The following is a 22,743-nucleotide window of genomic DNA, read 5'->3' as shown; positions in this document are numbered from 1 at the left end:
CCAGCTTCATTCCGGGGGTACAATATGCCAGACGACATGAATGAAATCCTTCAACGGTTGACCCGTGTAGAGACCAAGCTTGACATCATGAACAGTGCAAGGGATATTGCGCTGGAGGCGATGCAGAGCAGCAAATCCGCCCATCTGCGGATGGATGAGATGCGCGATGAGCTGTCCAGATTGAAGCTTAGGCAAGGGGAGAATCAGCGCTGGCTGGTAGGAACTATCATTAGCAGCGCGGGGATGTGTATTGCCGCAGCAGGTCTGCTGATGAAGATATTAATGGGGTAGTTGCAAGAGTTAGAGCAGGGATACAAGGGGAAAGGAGAGGGTGGAATGGCAAAAGGCTTCGATTGTGCAACACCGCTGACACGGGCAGTGGCCAGGAAATTTCGTGAGGATGGCTACGAATTCGTATGCCGTTACCTGGTACCGTCTGGCTGGAAAAGGTTAACCCAGGCTGAAGCGGAAGCGATTAGCTCCGCCGGGCTGCAGATTGTCTCAGTGTATGAAACAACCGCCAGCCGGGCGCTGGGAGGACGGACCGCCGGGCTGACGGATGGGGCGATCGCTGCACAGACAGCATTAGCGGTTGGACAGCCCGCAGGAAGCCGGATCTACTTCGCGGTAGATTTCGATGCATCCGCGAAGCAGATGGATACCGTAATTCAATATATCAGCGCAGCGGGTGAAGCAGCCCGGAATTACCAGTCGGGAGTCTACGGCGGCATAGCTGTCATTGAGGCCGCGATGGCTGCAAGGGCCTGTACCGGCTTCTGGCAGACCTATGCCTGGAGTAAGGGCCGAAAAGCAGAGGGGATTCATATTTATCAATATGACAACGGCCCGAAGGGATTGGGACAGCCCATCCACGGCGTGAATGTGGATCTCAACCTGTCAAGCGGAGAGGCGGGCTGGTGGAATACGTTGTCGGCGGCTGCGCCTGAGCCAGGTAATGCTAATGGAGAGGGGAAGGACTATATGCTGAAGAAAGAGGATGCGGACAAGATGATCGCTTTTCTTCAAGCTGCTTATATGGCTGCGGGCAATGCCGAGTCGGGCAAGGAATTCCACCGGCTGGCGAATGAACTGCGTCTGGCATCCGGGCAAAAAGTGACGCTGAACCGTTAAGCCGTTCAGTTCATACGCAGATCAGAGGAGCTGTCCCAGAAGCCATGAAACGGCTGCTGGGGATAGCTCTTTCTGCTGGATCAGATTCAGCGTGAGCACTTGGGGAGGGGGACGCTTCGCAACAGAACGTTGTTCCCGCCGATGATATTACCTGCGCGTAAGCAAATGTATGCTGTTTTTCACATATATTCAGGCTACATGCTTGCGCATCAGCAAATGTATGCTGTTTTTCACATACATAATTTTCACAAAGAAGGGGCTGTCACTTTTGGGACAGCCCCTTCTTTGCCGTACCGGAATGCTGTGACCGGTCGTACAATTATTTAACAAAAATTCTAAAATAGAATTATTTGCACCTTCGGCTGTAAAAATCGCTATGGATTTTACTTTATCTATAGGATCGATTTTGTACAGAGGGGGACTCCATTTGCAGACTCAAGCAACTGTAAGCAAGGAAAAGGACAAAACCTCCGGAGGCCGTAAGCCGCACAGCAATCCGCCGGTATTCGTGCGTCCGGCCGCAATGAAGCAGCCGGACCCGGTTGAAATTATCCGGCGCGTCCGGCAGAATCCGGCTTCCTTAAGCCGGGAAGACAAGCTGGCGCTCCAGCGCACATTGGGCAACCGGGCTGTTGTTCAACTCTTAGCCAGTCTGAAAAAGGATGGCAAGGAGAAAGAGGAGGCTGATGCCGGGACCCAAGCGGCCGTACCAGGCCAGGAAGGGCCGGTTGATGCTAAGACTGAAGCCAAAGCGGATTCACCGGAGCCGGTGCAGGCCGAAGACCAGCAAGCCGGCGTTCCGGCTAAGATGCAGCATAAGGAAGAGCCAGAGGTCCCGGCAGAGCCTGCCTCTGCGGCTGTTACACCGGCTAAGTCTTCGGCGGATGAAGGCACCTCTTCCGGTCCGGGAGCCGCTGTTAAGAGGAGCGTGGCGACTGTCCAGCCGAAGGCGGCAGCGAAGCCTGCTGTTGCCCTGCAAGCAGCGGCGAGACCGGCAGCCCAAAGAGCTGGAGAGACTGTAAAGGCCGCTTCAACTGAAGAAGAAGCGAAGGACGAAGCCAGGGAAGAGCAGGTCGCTGAAGCTACACCTGCCCGAGAGGCCAAGAAGTCAGAGGCATCCGGGACGGGAGACGACGCACCGGGGCAAGGGAAGGCACCCGCTGAGGCCCAAGGAGCCGGGACTCCGAAGAAGGCGGCCAAGGAGCCCTCGCTGGGAGCTGCGCTTGGCGCCTTGGCCGGCGGCGGGAAGGAGAAGCCGGCGAAGGGTAAGGCAGTGAAGATCAGCGGTGAAGACCCGGGGCAGATTCTGGATCAGCTGACCCAGGTGCAGCCCACGGAGCTGGGCGACGCCTATGCCCAGGCGGTGAATGTTTCGGCCGGAGCGTTCGCGAAGCAGAACCAGAAGGCTAAGCAAGGGCTGCCTGCGGTTCCCGTTCCCACCGGGCTGAAGGGAAAGGTACTGCAAGCCCGGAGGAAGCCGGCAGGACTAAAGCACACGGTGAAGGAAGGCTTCAAGAGTGAGCGCACCGGCGGGGCAGCCGATCCGGGGCACCTGAATCGGATGAACATTAGCTCTGCCGGTTCGGGCGGCAATCCCGAGGCAATCATGAGCGAGATCCGCTCCGCCGCCGCCCAGCCGCCCGGCATCAGCATGACCGGTGAGGCCGATCCTGCGCAGATGGACGGCATGGGCCAGGAGGCCTCCCGGGAGGTGGGCGCAGCCAAGCAGGCGGAGCTGGGCCAGATCCAGCAGCCTTGGGGCGAGAATGACATCTATCCCGAACCGGACGGTACGGTGGTGAAAGCTTCGGCCGGACTGAAGGGCGGTCAAGCGCCCGGGGCGAAGAAGCTGCCGGCTCTGGCGCTGCCGGCGGAGATGACCGCCGGGCTGAACCGCAGCCTGGCCCCGGAGATGAAGAAGCAGCTGGGCACCAAGCAGGCGGAATACAAGAAGGAGCAAGCGAAGTTCGACAGCAAAGTACTAAGCTCCAAAGCGGACAGCCAGGCGCAGATCCGGCAGGCGGAGACAGACGCCAGGAACAAGCAGCTCAGCCAGCAGGCCGGGGCCAAAGCAGAGGTCACCCAGCTGCGGGGCGAATGGAAGAAGGAGCTGGACACCGCCGAAGCGGATTATGCGCAGCAGGCCGGAGCCGCCTCCCAGCAGAAGAAGAAGGAGATTAACACCGTCCGCACCGACAAAGAGCGGGAAGCGCAGAAGAAGCAATCCGAAGCGGAACGGGAGGCGACCCAGGCCTACAGCAAGGCCAAGAAGGAAGCGGACAGCAAGCATGAGGAGGAGAAGGCCAAGGAAGAGAAGAAGGGGGGCTTCCTCGGCTGGGTGAAGGATAAGCTCGAAGCCGTGGTGAATCTGGTCAAGAAAGCGGTCAATTTCATCTTCGAGGGGCTGCGGAAAGCGGTCAAATTTATTTTTGAGAAAGCCAAGCAGGTGATACTCGGCATTATCGAGCTGGGCCGCCGGCTGATCACCACCCTGATCAAGGGCTTAGGCGCACTGCTGAAGAAGCTGGTGTCCGTGGTCTTTGCCAAATTCCCCGGCATTGCCGCCAAAATCTGCAGCAAGATCGACAGTGTGGTCAACAAGGCCGTCCAGGCCGTGAACCAGATGGCCCAGAAGCTGAAGACCAAAGTCACACAGGTCATGGATTTCCTGGCCGCCAAGGTAGATCAGGCGCTAGCCGCGGTACAGAACTTCTATTCCAAGCTGATCTCCACCCTAGGTAGTCTGCTGATTGCCACCTTCCTGGATGTGATGTCCCGGATCGGGGCACTCGGCCAGGCGGCGAAGCGTTCCTTCAGCCATCTGGAAGGCAAGATGTGGGAGTATCTGCTGGGTGTAGATATTTCGAAGCCGATGGGCGGCGGAGCTGCGGAAGGCGGAGAAGTAGAGCAGGCGGAGGGAACTGGTGCTGGTGCAGCTGCGAACGAAAAGCTGAGCGCCGAGGACATTGAGATGGAGTCGGTGGAGCAGGGCGAAATGGACCCGGCACTGGTGCAGGAAGCCAATCTCAAGGACGGAGAAACGAAGGAAATGTCCGGCAGCCATGACCCGGCCACGATGGACAGCATTATGGCCGAATTCGACACCGGAGCAGCGAAGCAGAGCCTTGGCGGCAAAATAGCAGACGGTGCCAAGCTGCGCGCGAACAATGCGAAAATGCTGTTTGACCAAATTAAATCATATGTAATAAAATGGATGAAGGCCCATGGTTTACAGATTATTGCAGGCATCGCGGGAGTATTGGTTGTGGCTGGCGTTGCTTTTGTCGCCACGGGCGGGGCCGTTACGGTTCTCATTCCCCCGATCCTTAATATCATCACGGTTGTGATGCAGGCCCAGGCGATTGTGTCTGTCGCACAGAGCCTGGCACAAGCCGCCGGCTACATCGGGACCTACCTGAGCCAGGGCTGGCAGAAGATGATTGAGCCTGCCGCGATAGCGCTCGCCGCTGCACTGGCGATGGGACTGGTTGAGCTGGCGATGGCAGTTGGCTTCAAGGCCATCGGGGCCGGCGTGAAGAAAGCCGGACAAGCTGTCAAGAAAGGCGTCGGCGCGGCAGCCGGCGGTGTGAAAAAGGCTGTAGGCGCGGGAGCCAAAGGCATCAAGAGCCTGCTGAAATCCGGAGCCAAGCTGGCCTCCAAGAGCGGCAGCATGATCATACGCAACGGTAAAATCGTGATTAAGAGCCTGCAAAAGGGGCTCATGAAGGGGGCCAAAAAGCTCCGGGGCCTGCTGGACCGGATTCTGCAGAAATTCAAGTTCAAGAAATTCAAGCTGGAGCGCAAGGGCAAGCATATCCGTCTGTATGGCGAGGTTAATCCTTGGGTGCTGTTGGCTGATGGAACGATTCAAGAAGTTGATAGTCTGGATGGAAGAAAAGCAGGGATCAGTACTCAGGCTGAACTGGATAAGATTAAGAGTCTGAAACCATCTGAGAGAATTGATATTTATAATAGAGCAGTCGCCAAACCAGATGGTAAGATTGATTTTGATAGTATTAAGTTGCCTGTTACTGATGTTCCTCCGGCATTCAAACAGACAGAGTTTGCTAGTTCTTATCAAGATAGATTACATCAAACACCTGGTAACAAGAATGTAAAAGTTAGCTTTGAGGCAACTAGAGGTGAATCATTGGCTACTCTTAAGCAACCCGCAGATCCAAAATTAAAACAAATACTAGGTGATGCTGGAGTTAAGGGAATCGATTACAAAAACTCGGTTCCTGACTTCTCCCCTGTTGCTAAAGCTCAGGTGGAAGTAGAGCATATGTTAGGGGGAGTAGGGGATATGGGTAAAAAAGCTCGACGAATTAATTTTGCCCAAGCGGATTTGAAATTAGTTGATCAGCTTAATGCCTCCCCTGAATTGGCACGTCAATTTGGAATGAAAGCTGGGTCGATTAAGAGAGCGGATGTATCAAAATATCGAACTAGAAACGGTTTGACTTGGCATGAGCTAAATGATGTAAAAACTCTACAGCTCGTTCCTACTGAGATCAATGATACATTTGGACACCTAGGAGGAGTAGGAGAAATAAATGCGGGAGCGTTTGAGTTTGGTGGATTTGCTCATAAATAAAGAGGAGGCTGTGTAATGATAATAGACGATGAGGTTTTTGGTGAACTGAACTATGAATTTGGTTGGACCAAGGATACGACTATTGATTTTTTTGGTAAGGAATATGAGATATCAATAATGATTGATGGAGAAGAAGATGAAGAAATTGATGAAGCGCAATACGAATCATATAGTTCATTAATGCAACATTGGGGGGAGTTGCAGCCTAGTTTCATAGATGTTATTTTAAAATATTATGTTCAGAAGAGACATGAGCTTGGTTATGATGTGGAAGTTAATGAACGCTATCCGTTAATTTCAACGTCTGATCAATTATTAAACCATATATCTTTGACAGGAATAACTATTCCGTTCCCGGATATTAATGAAGGCAGAGATATAGGGATTACGTTCGATTGCACTTGGGATAACGAGAATGGTTTAGGTATTCGACTAGTTAATGAACAAGTTTTAAAAGTCGGTTATCAGGATGTGGCAATTTAATCTCCAACATTTTAAAAAAATGGTTTATTTTGAGAATTCATAAAGGGTACCAATATCTATGATGAAAAAGGGTGTATTGTGGGAAATTCCCATAATGCGCCCTTTTTCTGTTAATATGATTTATTTCAAAGTTTGACCTCTCCCCCAGTTGTATTCCCCCGCCCAAAACTTACTTTATAGATGAGCAAGAAAATATAGAGTGAGGAACGAAACTGCCGATGAAATTCAAAAGATTGGCCAAAACCTTTCGTCAGGGGGCTGCGGAAGCTGATACTGCTGTTGAGCGGGACGAAGCACCTGCTCTACAAGCAATCACTCCTGCTTCAGTCCCCGAAGCAGGCCTTGCACTGCCGTATAGCTCGAACCAAGAGCATCTGGCCGAGGAGCTGCAGAAGTTGCAGCTTCGGCTGCAGCTCAGACTGCTGGAGGCTCCGCCGGGTTCTCCCGAGCTGGCCCTGCTGGACAGTGAGATCCACGAATTGCTGGATGACGGTTCCGGGAATGAGCATACAATAAATCAGCTAACATCGGAAATAAGTCATCTGGAGCAACGGATCGCCGGCCGGCTGAAGGCCAGCCAAGAAGCAACCTCGGGGCAGTCCGGTGACACCGCTCCCCGCCTGATGCTCCCGCATGTGGCTGCCAGACTCAGTCTGTCAGGGCTTGAGCTAAGCATCCTGGTGGCCTGCCTGGCGCCGGAGCTGGACTCCAAGTACGGGCGCATCTATGCGTACCTGCAGAACGACATGTCGGACAGGCGTCCTTCGGTGGAGCTGGTGCTGGATTTGTTCGCCGGGACAGCGGAGGAACAGCTGGCGGCCCGCCTGCTGTTCGAGGGAGATGCGCCGCTGATGAAGCTGCTGGAGCGGCGGGGGGAATACGGCGACAGCCTGAGCCCCCTGCTGGCCCGGCCGCTGAAGCTGGAGGACTGGGCGGTAAGCCTGCTGCTCGGCTACGAGGTGCTGGACGAGCGTCTGCGGGAGACGGCAGAGCTCTGCCTGGTGCCGCTTCCGGCGCAGGCCGGCTTCCCGCTGGAGCTGGAACAGAAGCTGCTCCGGTTCGTGCAGCATTACAGCAGCGGCGGAGCGCGCTGCCCCGGCAGCCTGCTCTATTGCAGCGGCCCGGACGAGGCTGTGAAGCGCAGCGGCATCCGCAGGGTCTGCGGCCAGCTGGGCTATTCTCTGCTGACCGTGGATGCCGCGAAGCTGCTGCACCCGGAGACAGAGTTCAGCGGGCGGCTGAGGCTGCTTGGGCGGCACGCGAGGCTTGCGCAGACAGCGCTGCTCTTCACCGGCTTCGACAGCCTCTTCACCGGAGATGACCGCTACAGCCTGCAGCTCCGGCTGCTGATGGAGATGCTGGCGGCCTGTGCGCCGCTGACGTTCATCCTTGGAGAGGCGCCGTGGGGGATCAGCTTAACCGGGCTGCCGCTGCAATTCATGCAGCTCGATCTGCCCTTCCCGGATGCGGCCGCCCGTAAGACGATCTGGTCAGATTTCAGCCAGGAATATTGGCTGTCACCGGAGGTCAATCTGGAGGAGCTCAGCGGCAGCTTCCGCTTCACCGCCAGCCAGATCCGGGGAGCGCTGAATGGAGGGGAGAACCTCGCAATGTGGCGGGGTTCTCCGGAGGGAGAGATTAGCGCAAGCGATCTCTACGAGGCCTGTTACTTCCAGTCCAGCCGCAGAATCCAGACGCTGGCCGCGAAGATCCACGCCATGTATACCTGGGACCTGCTGGTGCTCCCCGATGAGCAGCTGAACCAGCTTAAGGAAATCTGCCGCCAGGTGAAGTACCGGGCGCTGGTCTATGGCGAGTGGGGCTTTGCAGGACGGCTCTCCCTCGGCAGAGGGCTCAACATCCTGTTCTCCGGCCCGCCGGGCTCGGGGAAGACGATGGCGGCCGAAGTCATTGCGACAGAGCTGAGCCTGGAGCTCTACAAGATCGATGTCTCGCAGATTGTGAGCAAATACGTCGGGGAGACGGAGAAGAATCTGTCGCGGATATTTGACGAGGCGGAGACCTCGAACGCCATTCTCTTCTTCGATGAAGCAGATGCCTTGTTCGGCAAGCGCTCCGAGGTCAAGGATGCCCATGACCGGTATGCCAACGTCGAGATCAGCTATCTGCTGCAGAAGATGGAGGAGTACACGGGGATTGTCATTCTGGCAACCAATCTGAATCAGAATCTGGATGATGCCTTTGCGCGCCGGCTGCACTTCAAGCTGGAGTTCCCGTTCCCGGAGAAGCCGCAGCGCGAGCTGATCTGGCGGGGGATGTTCCCGGCGGGCGCGCCGCTTGATCCGGGAATCGATTATGACTTCATGGCGGAGAAGTTCATGCTGGCCGGGGGGAACATCAAGAACATTGCCTTGAATGCGGCTTTTTATGCGGCGCATGAGGGCTGTCCGATCGGGATGAAGCAGATTATGCTGGCCGCCAAAAGAGAATATCTCAAGTTGGGCCGGACCTTCCTGCAGTCGGATTACGCGCCCTATCACACACTGATTGAGGTGAAATAAGCATGGCCGTGGATACTGGTACGGTAATAAGAGATGTCAGCACCAGCCTGAAGGCGCTGCTTAAGGCGCATGTGCCTGAGCTGAACGATGACAGCTTCATCAGCTTTGGTTCACCGAGCGACATTGACAGCTCCACGATGAAGCTCTCGATGTGCTTGTATTATCTGAGCCATAGTCCGAGTATGCGTAACAGCGAGAAGGAGGAGACCGCCGGTACGAACCAGTTCGCGTATCCGCCGGCTTATCTGGATTTGTATTATCTGCTCACGCCGTATGCCAAGGACAGGGAGACCGAGCAGCTGATCCTGGGCCGGATCTTCCAGCTGTTCCATGAGCATCCGGTGCTCAGCGGCACCGATCTGAAGGGCAATCTCACCGAATGCGGCAATGAGAAAATCCGGATCTCCTACAACAACCTGACGATTCAGGATATCAAGCAGCTGTGGGAGGTCTTCCCGGGGAAGCCGGCTAAGGTCAGCCTGTCCTATCTGGTATCGCCGGTGCGGCTGCCTGCGGATAAGACGATGACGATTCCGCGGGTTCAGACGAAGGAACTGGGCATCCATCCGATATAGACTGACAGGCCCGGGCTCCTGTGGCGAAGGGAGTGATTCATGGAGGGAACTTATTGCACAGCCCGATCAGAAGCAAGCTCAGATGCAGCACAGGAAGCCAAGTGAACACGAACACGGATTAACCAAAATTTAGGAGGGTAAGAGATGGCAAATTATCTGTCGCCAGGCGTGTATGTAGAGGAAGTCTCAAGCGGGGTCAAGCCGATTGCCGGCGTGGGCACCTCAGTAGGGGCGTTCGTCGGGATCGCTGAGAAAGGCGTGATCGGCAAAGCGGTGCTGGTCACCAACTGGAGCCAATTCGTCAACGAATTCGGCCAATTTATCCCCAATGGCTATCTGGCTTATGCCGTGTATAACTTTTTTGCGGAAGGCGGCACTTCGTGCTACGTGGTCAGAGCAGCGCCTAAGGACATTCAGCCTGCGGCCCTGACGGTCAGAGACACGGATAACCTGGACCTGTTCAAGGTGGTGGCACGCTCCGAAGGGGAGTGGGGCAACCGGATTTCGGTCAAAATCAGCCAGTCCTCCAACAAGCAGCAGTTCGGCTTCAAGATGATTGTGCAGTATCTGCTGGACAGCGAATTTGACGATGAATACTCCGGCGAGGATGAGGACGGCAAAATCGTCGAAATTTTCGACAACATGCTGCTGATCAATTTCGAGGAGAAAATCAATCAGGTGTCCGCTTTTGTCAAGGTGAAGCCGCTGGTCGATCTGACCATTCTGGAGAACATGGAGAAGACACCGGCCTTCAATGAGGCAGCACTGTCGCTGAGCGGCGGGGTGAACGGGATGTCACCGATTGACTTCCTGGGGGATTCGGCCAGCCGTACGGGGATCCATGCCTTCGATACCCTGGACAACATCAACATTGTGGCGGCACCGGACCTTGCGGATATGGCATACAGCCGGGGCACGATCCTGGATATGCTGAACTACTGCAAGCTGAGAAAAGACTGCATCTTCATCGTAGATCCGCCGCACGGCTTAAGCCCGATGGACGTGAAGGATTTCAAGGAAGGCGCAGGCGATTACTCGGGCAATTCCTTCAATACCTCCTACGGCGCGCTGTACTATCCATGGGTCTACATTAACGATCCGCTCACCGGGAAGCAAAAGCTGGTGCCGCCTTCAGGCGCAATTGCCGGAACGTATGCCTATGTCGACTCTGTGCGTGGTGTCCACAAGGCACCTGCCGGTACAACGGACGGTTATCTGGATTCCGTCGTCGGGATTGAGAAGGTCATCACCAAGGCGGAGCAGGAGCTGCTCAATCCGGGCGGCATCAACGTAATCCGCTCCCTGCCGGAAGGCATCTGCGTCTGGGGAGCAAGAACGCTGTCCTCCGACTCCGAATGGAGCTATGTCAACGTGCGGCGCCTGATGATGTACATTGAGGAATCGCTGGACGAGGGCAGCCAGTGGGTAGTGTTTGAGCCGAATGACCCGAGCCTGTGGGGCAAGGTGAAGCGGAACCTGACGGCCTTCCTGACCCGTGTGTGGAGAGACGGTGCGCTGTATGGAACCACGCAGGAAGAAGCCTTTTTCGTCAAAGTGGACGAAGAGAACAACCCGCCGGCCGTGCGGGATGCAGGACAGCTGATTATCGAGGTGGGCGTGGCCCCGGTCAAGCCTGCTGAATTCGTAGTGATCCGGGTCAGCCAGAAGACCCTGTCCAAATAAGAGATTGAGAGGAGACTAATCCCATGGCAACCGGCAAAAGATTGGACCCATACCGCAATTACCGCTTCCGGGTGGTGATTGACGGGATTCAGACCGCAGCCTTCGCAGATGCAACGATTCCTGATACGTCCACAGAGGCTGTAGATTACCGCGAGGGCATCGACGCCCCTCATTCGCGCAAGCTGTCCGGCTTAACCAAATTCGGCAACATCACCTTGAAAAAAGGGCTGACCGATTCCCTGGAGCTCTACAACTGGCGCAAGTCGATTGAAGACAAGGGTGCACTCAAGAACCGCAAGAGCTTGTCGATCATCCTGGTGGATGAGGAAGGCAATGACAAGGCACAGTGGGATATTCTTGAAGCCTGGCCGATCAAATATGATGTCAGCGCCCTCAGTGCCAAAGGCAACGAGGTCTCCGTCGAGTCGATGGAGCTGGTGCATGAAGGCGTCCGCAGAGTGAGATAATCTTCCTGCTCCCCGCCAGCTGCGGATTTGATGTCATACGCCAACATAGACGATGGGACGGTATGGACATCAAATTCACTGCCGGGGGAAAGGGAAGGCCGCGGAAGCGTCCTGGGGAAACGCCAATGTGCTGAAGAAGAAACGGGGGAGATTATGGAACTTTTGCAAACCGAATTCAGCTTCACCCTGCCCAAGGGTTATGTGGATGAGACAGGCACCCTGCATAAGCAGGGCACCATGCGCCTGGCAACTGCAGCCGATGAGATTACGCCGCTCCGGGATTCCCGGGTCCAGCAGAACCCTGCTTACCTGACAGTGATCCTGCTGTCTCGGGTCGTCACTACACTGGGCGGGCTGGGCATGATTACACCGCGGGTGATTGAAGAGTTGTATACGGCGGATTTTGCCTATCTGCAGGAGATGTATAACCGGATCAACCAGAGCGGGAGTAATGCAGTTCAGGCGGTCTGCCCGAAATGCGAGCAGCGCTTCGAGCTTGAGCTGGAACCGCCGGGGGAATAATCGGCTACCCCCTTGACCGCCTCTATGAGGAGGTAGCCTTTCTGACCTACTATCTGCATTGGGATTATACAGCGGTGCTGAACCTGGAGCATGCCGAGCGGGAGCGCTGGTGCAGCGAGGTCAGCAAAATCAACCAGAAGCTGAGCGGCGGGGAAGAGAAGAAGAACTTCTTTGAGGTGTAGGAGAGGATAACAATGAAGGCAAATATGCTTAATATCGGCGCGAAACGCAGCTGGGTGCCCGGCTACCGGGAGGATCCCTATCCGGCCTTCAACTTCATGGTGGAGATTGACGGCATCTCCGTTGCCGGGTTCTCCGAGGTCTCGGGCCTCAGCGTGGAGACACAGGTGGAGCGCAAAAGCTTCGGCGGCGAGAACCACAGGGAATTCGTATTCCTGGGGCCGACCAAATACTCGGACCTGACGCTGAAGAACGGGGTGACGAGCGATGAATATCTCTGGAACTGGTATCAGAATGTAGTGAACGGGGTGATCAAGCGGCGCAGCGGGTCGATATGTCTGCTCGATCATTCCGGCACGCCCAAGGTCTGGTGGAACTTTATCGAAGCCTGCCCGATCAAGTGGGAGGGCCCGGCGTTCAGCGCCGGGAGCAGCGCGGTGGCGGTGGAGAGCCTGGTGCTGACCCACAACGGGCTGTACAGGTACCGGTAATGAAGCGGCGTCTTCAGACCATGGCTACACCCGGTGTGCAGGAGCCTTCCCCATTCATTCAAGCGATTCTGGGAAAATACGGCATCCGCCGCTGGAGGCGCAAGCTTCCCGGCCTGATTCTGCGGCCGGTGCTCCAGCCGTTCGAGGAGCCCGAATCCGGGGGAACGGCGGCGGGTACGGTGATTCAGCACATCCATTCGGCCTTCTACTATCCGGTGACCCGGATCAGAGAGGCAGCCGGACCGGTTAGCCGGATCCAACTGGTCACTCAGGGCGGGGGCGCGCCGGGGAGCAGCGCCCGAAATGCAAGAACAGACAGTGAAGGGCGTCTGCACCGCGTGCTGCTTCCGGCAACGGAGCGGCATCGCTCCTTGCAGGCATTTCAAGCGGAAGTCCGCAAGCGGCAAGGCAGAGAAGATCTTATAACAACCGTATATAGTACTCTTAGTGCGGCGGGCGATAAGGGTCAGCCTCCAGGCGCTTCGGCTGTTGAAGCGAACGAGGCCCGGGCCTTGGCCGTGCACCGGCCTGCCGGGCCGCCGCTGCCTTCACGGGCAACAGCAGCAGGGGAGCACGCAGAGCGGCCGGGCAGCGGCGGTACTTCTGCTCCCGTCGATCTACGGGAGCAGGCTTACGCCGCCCGCCGCCAGCGGCAGGTGCTGCGGACCTATAGCCTGCCCGTGGAAACTGCCGGGCAGGACCGTCCTGCGGCGCGGCAACCGGCAGCTCCGGCGGCTTCAGCGGCTCCGGCAGCTCCGGCAGCGAAGCAGGGGCCGCCCAGCGGGGCAGCCCCGGATGCAGCCCGCACAGCAGCGGAGCTGCCTCCACCGGCCCAAGGTCTCCGGGCCGGACCTATGGTGCAGCAAGCGGCCGCTGGAAGCGGTCCCGCGCTGCGCCTTGTATTAGCGCAGCAGCTGGCAGCTGCGCTGGAGCAGCCTCCGGCGGCAGGGATACCGGAGCCGCCGCAGGCCAGGCAGGGGATCAGCCATCCCCTGCAGCCTGTGGCAGCAGCCTCCCCGCTGAGGCTGCTGCCGGCGCAGCGCATGCAGGCGCTCCCGGCGCCGCTGCTGCGGATGCGCCTGCCGCTGGGGCTACCGCCATCAGCGGCAGCTTCTCCCGCGCTGGCCCGGACCGGGGCCAGCGCTCGCCCGGCCGGGGCCGCGCCGACGGCAGCCCCGGAGGAGCGCCCGGCCGCTGCGCCGGAGGCCGGGCGGGTGTACACGGCCGCAAGGCGGCCGTCTCCGGCGGCGCAGCCGGCCGGAAGGCACCCGGGCTTGCGCCATAGCGCGGGCCTTGTGCCGGAAGCAGAGCTGCCGCCCGCCGGCAGCGCCAGCCGCCTGGTGCTGCGGAAGCCTGAAGCGCCCCCGGCGGCTCTGCCGGAGCCGGTGCAGCAGCAGCTTCAGCGCATGCTCCAGGAACCGGCACCGCCGCCGCAGATTCTGGCGGCAGCCAAGGGGCTGCCTGCCGCAGCTCCTATGGATGCTGCGGAGCTGAACCGGCTCGCTGAGCAGGTCTACCAGGTGCTGGAGAAGAGAATAGCCATTCGCAAGGATCGGAGGGGACTTAGATAATGGCGGAGAAAGCGAAGATTATTCCTCTGGATATGCCCGTCGGTGCCATTGAGGTGATGTTCAACCCCAATGAGTACACCGTATCCTACGAAGGCAAATATACGGGGGAGAAGAATAACAAGCAATTTCAGATTACGGAGACACCGGAGTTCAAGGTCTCCTTATTCTACGATACTTATGAGCAGCGCAAGGATGTGCGCAAGAAGACGAGGCAGCTGACGTCGCTGCTGGACCCCAAGGTCAGCGGCAAAAGCACGAAGCGGCCGCCGGTCTGCTTGTTCGTCTGGGGCGGGTTCACGTACCGGGGACTGCTCAGCAAGATCGAGCAGAAGTTCACGATGTTCATGGACAACGGCACGCCGGTCCGTTCCCTGCTCGATGTCACCTTCATCACGGATGAGCCGGACAAGACGGTGGAGGACAGCCAGGGGCTGAATGCCTGCCGCAAGCTGTGGGTGGTGAAGAGCGGGGACCGGCTGGACCTTATTGCCAGTGAGGCGCTGAAGGAGCCGCTGGCCTGGCGCAGGATCGCCGAGCTGAACCGGATCGTTAATCCGGTCGGCTTTCCTGGAAGGAATGATATCGGGAGAACCCTGGTGATCCCGGATTAAGAGGAAGGCGGGGATTGCATGGGCACCAGTGTAGCGAATTACAAAATTGAGCTGAACGGCAGCAAGCTGTCCCCTGAGCTGACGGCTGCGGTGGAAGCGGTCACGGTAGAGGATGAGCTTAATCTGCCGGCCCTGTTCTCGATTCAGCTGAACATGGTGAATTCCGCAAGCGGCATGTGGCGGGGCACCGATCTTGGCAGCCTGAAGCCAGGCGACCCGCTGAAGCTCTCGCTCGGGCTCGACCAGCCGCAGCCGATGATCAGCGGTGAGATTACCTCGCTGGACCTGAACTTCGGGGAGCATTCCGTGCTCGATATCCGCGGGTATGATCTGCTGCACCGGCTGCGCTCGGGAACGCGGAGCAAGGTGTTCCTGAAGAAGAAGGACAGTGACATTGCGGCGGAGATCGCCAAGGAGCATGGGCTGACTCCGGTGGTGGAGGACACGGGCACGGTACATCCGTATCTTTTCCAGAACAACCAGAGCAATTATGAATTTCTGCTGGAGCGGGCGGCGCTGCTCGATTATGAGCTGTATGCGGACGACAAGAAGCTGAATTTCGTCAAGTCCCGATCGGTGAAGGCGCCAGCGCTGCCGGAGATGAGCTTCAAGAAGGATTTTGAACGGCTGAACCTGGAGCTGCGGGCGCTGACCCGGGGGAGCCAGGTGAAGGTCAAGGGCTGGGATGTGAAGGAGAAGAAGGAGCTTGTGGCCGAAGCCAAAACCGGGGACGAAACGACGAAGATGGGCGGCAAGGAGAGCGGATTCAGCTTAAGCGCCAAGGCGGTCGGGGAATCGCCGATTGCGATTATGGCCGAGAATCTGCTGGACATGAACGAGGCGAAGGTGCGGGCCGCCGCCGCTTATAACAGCCGCCTGCGCGATTTCATCGCCGGAGAGGGCATGTGCTGGGGCAATCCGCAGCTGCGGGCCGGACAGACCGTGAAGCTGCTTGGCATGGGCGAGCGCTTCAGCGGGATTTATTACATTGTATCCACAGTGCACAAATTTGACAGCAAAGGGTATACAACGACTTTTAAGGTGAAGAGGACTGGCCTATGAGTGAGGGACCCGGAATTAACAATTTTATGGACAGTATCATGAACGAGGGGCGGATTTTCGGCGTGATGGTGGGCATTGTGATCCACAATGACTCGGCGAACCATGCGGACCAGCCCGGCCCCGGACGGGTGAAGGTGAAGATCCCCTTGATGGGAATGCAGGAATCCAACTGGGCGCGCATGGCCTCCTGGATGGCCGGGAAGGGACGCGGAGCCTTTTGTCTGCCGGAGGTGGAGGACGAGGTACTGGTCGCCTTCGAGAACGGGGATGTCAATCGTCCTTATGTGATCGGATCGTTGTGGAACGGTAAGGATGTTCCGCCGGAGACGAATAAGGACGGCAAGAACAATATCCGGCTGTTCAAATCCCGCAGCGGGCATGTGCTGCAGTTTGCCGACACCCAGGGGGAAGAGAGCATCACGCTGACCTCGGCCAAGGGCCATGTCATCCGGCTGGACGACAAGGGCGGGGCAGAGCAGATCCGCATCACCGACAAATCGGGCAAGAACCGGATTATTCTGGATACCAAGGCGAATAAGGTGACCGTATCCTCCGGTGCAGAGCTTGAAATTACGGCGGGCGGCAAGCTGTCCCTGTCCGCGAAATCGATTGAAATGAAGTCTGCGTCGGGGACCCTTATCGAGTCCAAGGCCGGTATGGACATCAAAGCAGCCGCCAGCATGAAGCTTAAAGGCGCTGCAATTGATCTCAACTAGAGAGGAGGAGCCTCAGATGGGACAACCGGCAGCTAAGCAAGGCGACCGGGTGCTGGCCACCGATACTCATATCGTTATGCTTCCGGCCGGAGGCGGCCTCGTGCCGACTCCCCTGCCTCATCCCTTCACGGGGATTCTGGACGGCGCGCTGAGCGTTAATGTCCGGATCATGGGGCAGCCGGCAGCGACGGTGGACTCCACAGCGACTAATACCCCGGCACATGTTCCGCAGGGAGGCCCGTTTCAGAAGCCCCCGGCGAATAAGGGGACCATTACCGCCGGGAGTGCAACGGTGAGCATTAACGGTAAAAGAGCGGCCAGAAACGGTGACCCGGCGCTGACCTGCAATGATCCGGCCGACCTCCCGGCAGGCAAGGTGTCTGCAGCGGGAACGGTCAGTATAGGAGGCTGAGCTATGGAAGTTGTAGATTTCTTGGGACGGGGCTGGAAGCATCCGCTGGCGGTGCAGCGGGGCAGCCTCCGTTCCTCAGACGGAGAGGACTCTATCCGGGAATCGGTGATGCTGATTCTGTCCACCGCCCGGGGCGAACGGGTCATGCGGCCGGACTTCGGCTGCAGGCTGAATGAGCTGGTGTTCGCACCGAACACCATGAGCACAGCCACCCTGCTTCGAAGCTTCATTGAAGAGGCGCTGCAGAGCTGGGAGCCGCGGATTGAAGTGGATGATATTACGGTCACGCCCCGCTCGGACCGCTCTGAGCTTGAAGTGTCCATTGACTATACCATCAGGGCCAGCAACAGCAAGTATAACCTGGTCTATCCATTCTTCCTTGAAAGTGTGGGGAAATAATGCCAAATCATATGCCTTTTATTGATAAGCGGGATCAGGAGCAGCTGGTCCCGGAGCTAAGACGCTTAATCTACCGGTATTGCGGCCGGGAATGGAGTGATCTGACGGAGCTTGAGCAGGACCGGAAGGCGGATGCACTGGTGCATATCTTCACCGGGATGATGGGCAAGGTCATCGGCCGGCTGAACCAGGCACCTGCGAAGAATTTCACCGCGTTCCTGAACCTGATCGGCATTCATCCGTCGCCGCCCAGAGCCGCCAAGGTCCCGCTGCTCTTCAAGCTGAAGCCGGAGGGTGACAGCTACAACACGATTCCGGCAGGGACCCGGGTCTCCGCCCAGCCGGAGAACGGGCCGGAGATCATTTTTGAGACGGAGAAGGACTTGACCGTGATCCGTCCGCAGCCGGTCAGAGCCGTAAGCCTTGACCCCGGGGAGGACCAGTGGAGCAATCACGATCACCTGTTCACCGGGGAGGCCGGCGGCCGCACCGCCAAGCTGTTCAAGGGCGATGACACGGTGATCCACCGGTTATATCTGGGACACCCGGAGCTGTTCGGGTTCCGGGAGGCGGGCAGCCGCCTGAGGGTCTATTTCAACAAGCCGGATGCGGCGCTCACCAGAGAAGCGGGCGGGCAGGCCGGTCCCCGGGAGCTGCTGACGCAGATGGACTGGTTCTGCTTCGATGAAGAAGGGAACCCCGTCCAGCTATTCCCCTCCATGGCCGAAGCCACTGAGGATTCGGCCTGGAGGGCGGCCCTGCAGTTCGATCCGCTGCCCGGGATCCGCGCGAAGACGCTTAGCGGGTATGAAGCCTCCGGGGCGCTGCGGGAGTGGCATAGCAGCTGGATCTATGCCGAGCTGAACACACCGATTGCCCCGGGGGCACAGATGCCGGACATTGAAGCGGTCCGCCTGGAGCTGACCGTCGACAGTCAGGTGCCGCTGCCGCCCGATGTGGCGGCATTCAATGGCGCTTCTCTGGATATGGGCAAGGATTATTACCCGTTCGGGGACAAGCCGAAGGTGAACGATACCTTCTATATCGCCTGCAGCGAGGCCTTCTCGAAGCCGGGAGCCAGGATCACGCTGAGACTTGAGCTGTCGGACCCGAAGATCAGCAAACTGCCGGATACACCCTATGTGCAGATTGGCTGGGAATACTGGAACGGCCGGGAGTGGCAGGCCATTACCGGTCTTGAGGAGCAGCCGGACGCAGAGCCTGCTGCTTCGCCGGACGCTGCTCAGCGCAGAGTCAGCAGCCTCACGGCAAGCGGAACCTTAAGCTTCGATTGTCCGGGAATTCAGCTGCTTACAATGGGCGGGGAAGAGCAGTATTGGGTCCGGGCCCGGATCACCGGCGGCAACTATGGCGAGGAAGCCAAATATGAGTATGAGGATGAAGAGGTTCAGCTGGGGGAGGGAAGTATCCATGTCGCCAAGCTGAAGGCCACACCGGCCTCTTATGCGCCGCCCTCCGTCCGCAGGCTCAGTATTGCCTACAGCTACATGCTGGAAGCTCACCCGCAGACGGTCCTCACCGAGAATAACTTCAGCTTCGCCGATAAGTCGGCGGCATGCCTGGCCGAAGGAGAGCTGTTCAAGCCTTTCTATCCGTGTACCGAGCCTGCGCCAACCTTCTATCTGGGGTTTGACCAAGACCCAGGAGATCTGCCGGTATCGCTCTTCTTCCCGCTGACCGGCGGGCAGCTGGGGCGCCCGGTCGTCGCCTGGGAGTACTGGGACGGCCGCAGATGGCTGACGCTCAGCGTGAATGACGAGATCAGAGGCTTCACCCGCAGAGAGATTCTGCAGTTTACCATTCCGGCCGATATCGCCTTGCGTCCGTTATTCGGAACTGAGCACTACTGGATTCGCGCCCGGCTGGATGAAGGGCGCTTCGAGATCAGCCCGGAGGTTCCTTCCATTCTTCCTAATGTGGTATGGGCCAGGAATTCCAATACCGTCAGCGGTGAAATCCCCGGCTCCAGCAACGGTGAAGAGAACCAGCGCTTCCAGCTGTCCAGGACGCCTGTGCTTCCCGGTCAGCGCCTTAGCGTCCGCGAAACGGCGGGACAAGCAGAATGGGTGCCCTGGGAGGAGGTCGATACCTTCTCGGTATCCGGTCCGGACAGCAGACATTATGTGCTCGACCGCAGCAGCGGAACGGTCCTGTTCGGGGACGGGCGCAGCGGGATGGTCCCTAAGGCCGGGACCGACAATATTCTGTGCGACTATAAGCACGGCGGAGGCTCCTCCGGCAATGTGGCTGCAGGCACGGTCACCAAGATCTGGGACAGCTTCAGCTGGCTGGATTCCGTATCCAACCCGGTGGCGGCGGCCGGCGGCTTCGACCAGGAGGAGGCGGATCAGGCGGAGCTCCGGGGGCCGCATACGCTGAAGAGCTGGAACCGGGGCGTAACCGCTGAGGATATGGAGTGGCTCGTACGGGAGGCGATGCCGCAGATTGCCAAGGTGAAATGTCTTGGCGCCATGAACCGTGATCTGGCGTTCGTTCCGGGAACGGCTACGATTATCGTGGTGCCGGAGACCGATGATCCGAAGCCTTCTCCCAGCCCGGAATTGTGCAGCGAGATTGAAGCTTATCTGTGTGAACGGATCTCGGCGGTGCTGGACACCCCTGAGCCGGGTATCGGGGTGAGCGGGCCCGACTATGTACGCATCGCAGTAGAGGCGGATGTAGTGTTCACTTCTCCAGAGCAGCGGAAGGTGGCGGAAGGCCGGATTATCGATAATCTGAAGCAGTTCTTCCATCCGCTCCATGGTGGCGACAGCCAGACGGGCTGGGAGCTGGGACAGAACCTGTATGTATCCGAGGTCTATGCGGTCATCAAGAATACGCCAGGGGTGGACTATGTATCTGACGTAGCCGTGAAGGCCTCGGTGCAGTGCTTCACGCTGAAGCTGGCACCGCTGGAGAACGGGCCTTACAAGCCCCTGGCCGGCTATCCGAAGTACAGTATGGTCCGCTCGGAGGACAACGCAATTCAGTATGCGCTTGCGGAGCCGGTGGAGGCGGGAGAAGAAGTGAAATCGCTGGTGCTTAGAGGCTTCAAGGAGAAGGCGATTCTCAGGCTTCGTTACCGGTCGTTCGAGCCGGTAGAGCTGATGATCCTGTCTATCGACGGCGACCTGCTGGAATGCCGGACCCTGGACGAGGAGCCGCTTGCCCGCAGCTATCCCGAGGGCAGCGATCTGGAGTATGATCTGACCGGTGATCTGACCGTCCGCACCTACATCCTGAACGGGTTGGATTCCGGTACATCCACCTTCTATGTGAAGACTGCCGTGTTCCGGGAGAAGGATATCGTCTTCCTGAGCCGGACGGATGAATATATCAACACTACGCCGCTGAAGATCCGCAGTATCGGCACAGACAATATCTTCCTTGAAGAAGATGAGCTGATCTGCGGGGGAGTGCATCTGGTGAACAAGCCGGAGGAGCATCTCTTTCCCTACCTGCTGGATAAGCATTCGGGGCTGGTGCATGATTTGACCGGTACGGCCGCAGGGTGCGGGCTGGATGCCATCCCAATGGAGGAACGGCGGTATCTTAGAGCATTATCCGAATTACCGCCGGGAGCTGCGGCACCGTGTACGTATTGTATGCCTGCGCAGCAGTAAGGATCTACCGGCTTATACAGAAAGGAGGATGAACTTATGCCGCTTCCAGAACGAAAGCTGGATGATCTTGACTTCGGCCAGCTTGTTGCGGATGCCCTCACACTGATTCCGCTCTATGACCCGGATTGGACGAATTACAATCCGTCCGACCCCGGCATTACTCTGGTGGAGCTGTTTGCTTATTTCACAGAAATGGTGCTCTACCGGCTGGATCAGGTAACGGATGAGAGCAGGCAGCAGTTCCTGAAGCTGCTGGGGGTTACCCTGGAGGAGGGAGAACCGCTTGCGGACGGAATCTGCCGTGCCGCGAAGCAGTTCTCGGAGTCTTACCGGGCAGTAACCGCAGCGGATTACGAGCTGCTGGCCCGGAAGAGCCTGCTAGCGGTTCCCGGGATTCAGAGCACCTATCCCGATCTCACGGTCCGCACGCTCTGCCTGGTTAATACGGATATGGAGAACGGCAGCGGAGAAGACAGGGAAGCCTTCGGGCATGTCTCGGTGATTCTGGTGCTGCAGACTGCGAACCAGAAGGATCTGCTGCGGGAGATGACTGCAATCAGGCAATATGTCAAAGCCCGCCTGGATGAGCGCAAGCTGCTGACAACCCGGGTTCATGTGGTGGAGCCGGATTACCGGGAGGTAGCCGTCGAGATGACGGTTTCAGCCAGGAACCCCGGCATCGGCAGCACCGTGAAGGGCAGGATTGTTCAATTCCTGGACCCGGTCAGCGGCGGGGAGAACGGCACAGGCTGGCCGCCGGGAAGAAAGCTGTATGCCTCGGACCTCTATCATCTGGTAGAGGGGATTGCCGGGATCGACCATGTGACGAGCGTGAACCTGGACTCGCCCGACCTGCTGCCGTTCCAGCTATTCAAGCTGAAGGACCTGAAGGTTGAGGTGGAAGCATGAGCAGTGAGCAGAAGTACAGTTATGTAGAGTATCTCCCCCGGGTGTTCCAGCAGAAGGCGGAGGAGACGGATGAGCAATTTTTCCTCGGGCGGTTCCTGAAGGCGTTCGAAGCCATGCTCTCCGGCAATACAGGGGCGCAGAGTACAGAATCTGCCGGTATAGAGGCCTTGCTTGATCAACTGCACCATTATTTCGACCCTGCATTGACGCCCGCGCCTTTCCTGTCCTGGCTGGCAGGCTGGGTAGGCCTTGAGCTGGCAGAAGGCGCGGCCTATGACGGAGAGCAGGATACCCGCGAGCGCACGCTGGCCCGGGACCAGCTGCTGCCTCTGGCAGAAGCCCGCAGCACCGTCAACCGCAAGCTGATCGGCAGAAGTGTGCAGCTCTACCAGAAACGCGGCACCCTGGAGGGGCTTAAGGAGTATATTCAGGTCTATGCCGGGGAGGAAGCGTCCATTCAGATCCGCAATTATGAGGAGCCCGTGCGGTGCGGACAGTCCCGGCGTGTCGGAATCAGTACCATGGTTGGAGCGGCGGAGCCAAGCTATTTCTCCATCCATATCATTCTTCCGGCGTACAGCCGGAGCCTGCTGCAGCAGAAGGTGCGGAATTTGCAGGAGGTCATCCGGAAGGAGCGGCCCTTTTATACCAATTCCAGCCTGAACATTGAAGTGCCGGCGATGCGCCTCGGAGTCTATGGACGGGTGGGCATGGAGACGCTGGTCGGGGGCATGACTGAGCAATAGAGATTATAGATCGGGAGGCAAG

At 58.0% G+C, this 22,743-nt stretch carries 20 protein-coding genes; all 20 read left to right on the top strand.

What is annotated here, in order from left to right; all coding sequences use genetic code 11:
- Positions 1-24 precede the first annotated feature (24 nt).
- Positions 25-291: a hemolysin XhlA family protein gene (locus K1558_RS16970; RefSeq protein ID WP_238652833.1), complete on the top strand. Its 267-nt coding sequence runs from the start codon at positions 25-27 to the stop codon at positions 289-291.
- 45 nt (positions 292-336) lie between these two features.
- Positions 337-1,131, top strand: a complete 795-nt coding sequence (locus K1558_RS16965) for a DUF1906 domain-containing protein (RefSeq protein WP_238652832.1) — start codon at positions 337-339, stop codon at positions 1,129-1,131.
- A 427-nt stretch (positions 1,132-1,558) separates the two neighbouring features.
- The gene (locus tag K1558_RS16960) at positions 1,559-5,728 is read left to right on the top strand and encodes an HNH endonuclease (RefSeq protein WP_238652831.1); all 4,170 of its coding nucleotides are present in this window, start codon (positions 1,559-1,561) and stop codon (positions 5,726-5,728) included.
- Between the two features lie 15 nt (positions 5,729-5,743).
- Entirely contained in the window at positions 5,744-6,211 is a 468-nt protein-coding gene (locus tag K1558_RS16955) for a DUF6985 domain-containing protein (RefSeq protein ID WP_238652830.1), read from the top strand.
- A gap of 218 nt (positions 6,212-6,429) precedes the next feature.
- The gene (locus K1558_RS16950) at positions 6,430-8,733 is read left to right on the top strand and encodes an AAA family ATPase (protein ID WP_238652829.1); all 2,304 of its coding nucleotides are present in this window, start codon (positions 6,430-6,432) and stop codon (positions 8,731-8,733) included.
- 2 nt (positions 8,734-8,735) lie between these two features.
- Positions 8,736-9,308: a Pvc16 family protein gene (locus tag K1558_RS16945; RefSeq protein ID WP_238652828.1), complete on the top strand. Its 573-nt coding sequence runs from the start codon at positions 8,736-8,738 to the stop codon at positions 9,306-9,308.
- Between the two features lie 144 nt (positions 9,309-9,452).
- Entirely contained in the window at positions 9,453-10,991 is a 1,539-nt protein-coding gene (locus K1558_RS16940; RefSeq protein WP_238652827.1) for a phage tail sheath family protein, read from the top strand.
- A 23-nt stretch (positions 10,992-11,014) separates the two neighbouring features.
- Positions 11,015-11,458, top strand: a complete 444-nt coding sequence (locus tag K1558_RS16935) for a phage tail protein (protein WP_238652826.1) — start codon at positions 11,015-11,017, stop codon at positions 11,456-11,458.
- 153 nt (positions 11,459-11,611) lie between these two features.
- The gene (locus K1558_RS16930) at positions 11,612-11,980 is read left to right on the top strand and encodes a hypothetical protein (protein WP_238652825.1); all 369 of its coding nucleotides are present in this window, start codon (positions 11,612-11,614) and stop codon (positions 11,978-11,980) included.
- Positions 11,977-12,162 carry a DUF6760 family protein gene (locus K1558_RS33070; protein ID WP_338019711.1) on the top strand — a complete coding sequence of 62 codons (186 nt, stop codon included), beginning with the start codon at positions 11,977-11,979 and terminating at the stop codon, positions 12,160-12,162. The genes K1558_RS16930 and K1558_RS33070 overlap by 4 nt, the downstream gene beginning before the upstream one ends.
- Before the next feature lie 12 nt (positions 12,163-12,174).
- Positions 12,175-12,651, top strand: coding sequence for a phage tail protein (locus tag K1558_RS16925; protein WP_238652824.1), 477 nt, complete (start codon positions 12,175-12,177; stop codon positions 12,649-12,651).
- Positions 12,651-14,222 carry a hypothetical protein gene (locus K1558_RS16920; RefSeq protein ID WP_238652823.1) on the top strand — a complete coding sequence of 524 codons (1,572 nt, stop codon included), beginning with the start codon at positions 12,651-12,653 and terminating at the stop codon, positions 14,220-14,222. The genes K1558_RS16925 and K1558_RS16920 overlap by 1 nt, the downstream gene beginning before the upstream one ends.
- Positions 14,222-14,833, top strand: coding sequence for a CIS tube protein (locus K1558_RS16915; protein ID WP_238652822.1), 612 nt, complete (start codon positions 14,222-14,224; stop codon positions 14,831-14,833). Before K1558_RS16920 ends, K1558_RS16915 begins: the two co-directional genes overlap by 1 nt.
- 18 nt (positions 14,834-14,851) lie before the next feature.
- Positions 14,852-15,895: a phage late control D family protein gene (locus tag K1558_RS16910; protein WP_238652821.1), complete on the top strand. Its 1,044-nt coding sequence runs from the start codon at positions 14,852-14,854 to the stop codon at positions 15,893-15,895.
- A complete protein-coding gene (locus K1558_RS16905; protein WP_238652820.1) occupies positions 15,892-16,611 on the top strand; it encodes a phage baseplate assembly protein V in 720 nt (239 codons plus the stop codon). Before K1558_RS16910 ends, K1558_RS16905 begins: the two co-directional genes overlap by 4 nt.
- 16 nt (positions 16,612-16,627) lie before the next feature.
- Positions 16,628-17,023 carry a PAAR domain-containing protein gene (locus K1558_RS16900; RefSeq protein ID WP_238652819.1) on the top strand — a complete coding sequence of 132 codons (396 nt, stop codon included), beginning with the start codon at positions 16,628-16,630 and terminating at the stop codon, positions 17,021-17,023.
- 3 nt (positions 17,024-17,026) lie between these two features.
- Complete coding sequence (locus K1558_RS16895) at positions 17,027-17,422, top strand: GPW/gp25 family protein (RefSeq protein WP_238652818.1); 396 nt, start codon at positions 17,027-17,029, stop codon at positions 17,420-17,422.
- Positions 17,422-21,066 (top strand): putative baseplate assembly protein, encoded by a 3,645-nt coding sequence (locus K1558_RS16890; RefSeq protein WP_238652817.1) that lies wholly within the window; start codon positions 17,422-17,424, stop codon positions 21,064-21,066. Before K1558_RS16895 ends, K1558_RS16890 begins: the two co-directional genes overlap by 1 nt.
- Before the next feature lie 36 nt (positions 21,067-21,102).
- Complete coding sequence (locus tag K1558_RS16885) at positions 21,103-21,975, top strand: baseplate J/gp47 family protein (RefSeq protein ID WP_238652816.1); 873 nt, start codon at positions 21,103-21,105, stop codon at positions 21,973-21,975.
- On the top strand, positions 21,972-22,721 hold the full coding sequence (locus K1558_RS16880; RefSeq protein ID WP_238652815.1) for a phage tail protein: 750 nt from the start codon (positions 21,972-21,974) through the stop codon (positions 22,719-22,721). Before K1558_RS16885 ends, K1558_RS16880 begins: the two co-directional genes overlap by 4 nt.
- Positions 22,722-22,743: the final 22 nt, after the last annotated feature.

The organism is Paenibacillus piscarius, assembly GCF_022234545.1.
In the GTDB taxonomy this organism is placed as follows: domain Bacteria; phylum Bacillota; class Bacilli; order Paenibacillales; family Paenibacillaceae; genus Paenibacillus_AQ; species Paenibacillus_AQ piscarius.
The sequence above is the reverse complement of the archived record's forward strand: the minus strand, read 5'-3'. Positions and strand labels throughout refer to the sequence as shown.

What these genes read in the sequence shown, in the direction of transcription:
- K1558_RS16965 (WP_238652832.1), top strand. Translation starts at nt 337, where the DNA reads ATGGCAAAAGGCTTCGATTGTGCAACACCGCTGACACGGGCAGTGGCC.
- K1558_RS16930 (WP_238652825.1), top strand. Translation starts at nt 11,612, where the DNA reads ATGGAACTTTTGCAAACCGAATTCAGCTTCACCCTGCCCAAGGGTTAT.
- K1558_RS16900 (WP_238652819.1), top strand. Translation starts at nt 16,628, where the DNA reads ATGGGACAACCGGCAGCTAAGCAAGGCGACCGGGTGCTGGCCACCGAT.
- K1558_RS16955 (WP_238652830.1), top strand. Translation starts at nt 5,744, where the DNA reads ATGATAATAGACGATGAGGTTTTTGGTGAACTGAACTATGAATTTGGT.
- K1558_RS16910 (WP_238652821.1), top strand. Translation starts at nt 14,852, where the DNA reads ATGGGCACCAGTGTAGCGAATTACAAAATTGAGCTGAACGGCAGCAAG.
- K1558_RS16895 (WP_238652818.1), top strand. Translation starts at nt 17,027, where the DNA reads ATGGAAGTTGTAGATTTCTTGGGACGGGGCTGGAAGCATCCGCTGGCG.
- K1558_RS16970 (WP_238652833.1), top strand. Translation starts at nt 25, where the DNA reads ATGCCAGACGACATGAATGAAATCCTTCAACGGTTGACCCGTGTAGAG.
- K1558_RS16915 (WP_238652822.1), top strand. Translation starts at nt 14,222, where the DNA reads ATGGCGGAGAAAGCGAAGATTATTCCTCTGGATATGCCCGTCGGTGCC.
- K1558_RS16940 (WP_238652827.1), top strand. Translation starts at nt 9,453, where the DNA reads ATGGCAAATTATCTGTCGCCAGGCGTGTATGTAGAGGAAGTCTCAAGC.
- K1558_RS16890 (WP_238652817.1), top strand. Translation starts at nt 17,422, where the DNA reads ATGCCAAATCATATGCCTTTTATTGATAAGCGGGATCAGGAGCAGCTG.
- K1558_RS16885 (WP_238652816.1), top strand. Translation starts at nt 21,103, where the DNA reads ATGCCGCTTCCAGAACGAAAGCTGGATGATCTTGACTTCGGCCAGCTT.
- K1558_RS16925 (WP_238652824.1), top strand. Translation starts at nt 12,175, where the DNA reads ATGAAGGCAAATATGCTTAATATCGGCGCGAAACGCAGCTGGGTGCCC.
- K1558_RS16880 (WP_238652815.1), top strand. Translation starts at nt 21,972, where the DNA reads ATGAGCAGTGAGCAGAAGTACAGTTATGTAGAGTATCTCCCCCGGGTG.
- K1558_RS16945 (WP_238652828.1), top strand. Translation starts at nt 8,736, where the DNA reads ATGGCCGTGGATACTGGTACGGTAATAAGAGATGTCAGCACCAGCCTG.
- K1558_RS16920 (WP_238652823.1), top strand. Translation starts at nt 12,651, where the DNA reads ATGAAGCGGCGTCTTCAGACCATGGCTACACCCGGTGTGCAGGAGCCT.
- K1558_RS16950 (WP_238652829.1), top strand. Translation starts at nt 6,430, where the DNA reads ATGAAATTCAAAAGATTGGCCAAAACCTTTCGTCAGGGGGCTGCGGAA.
- K1558_RS16905 (WP_238652820.1), top strand. Translation starts at nt 15,892, where the DNA reads ATGAGTGAGGGACCCGGAATTAACAATTTTATGGACAGTATCATGAAC.
- K1558_RS16935 (WP_238652826.1), top strand. Translation starts at nt 11,015, where the DNA reads ATGGCAACCGGCAAAAGATTGGACCCATACCGCAATTACCGCTTCCGG.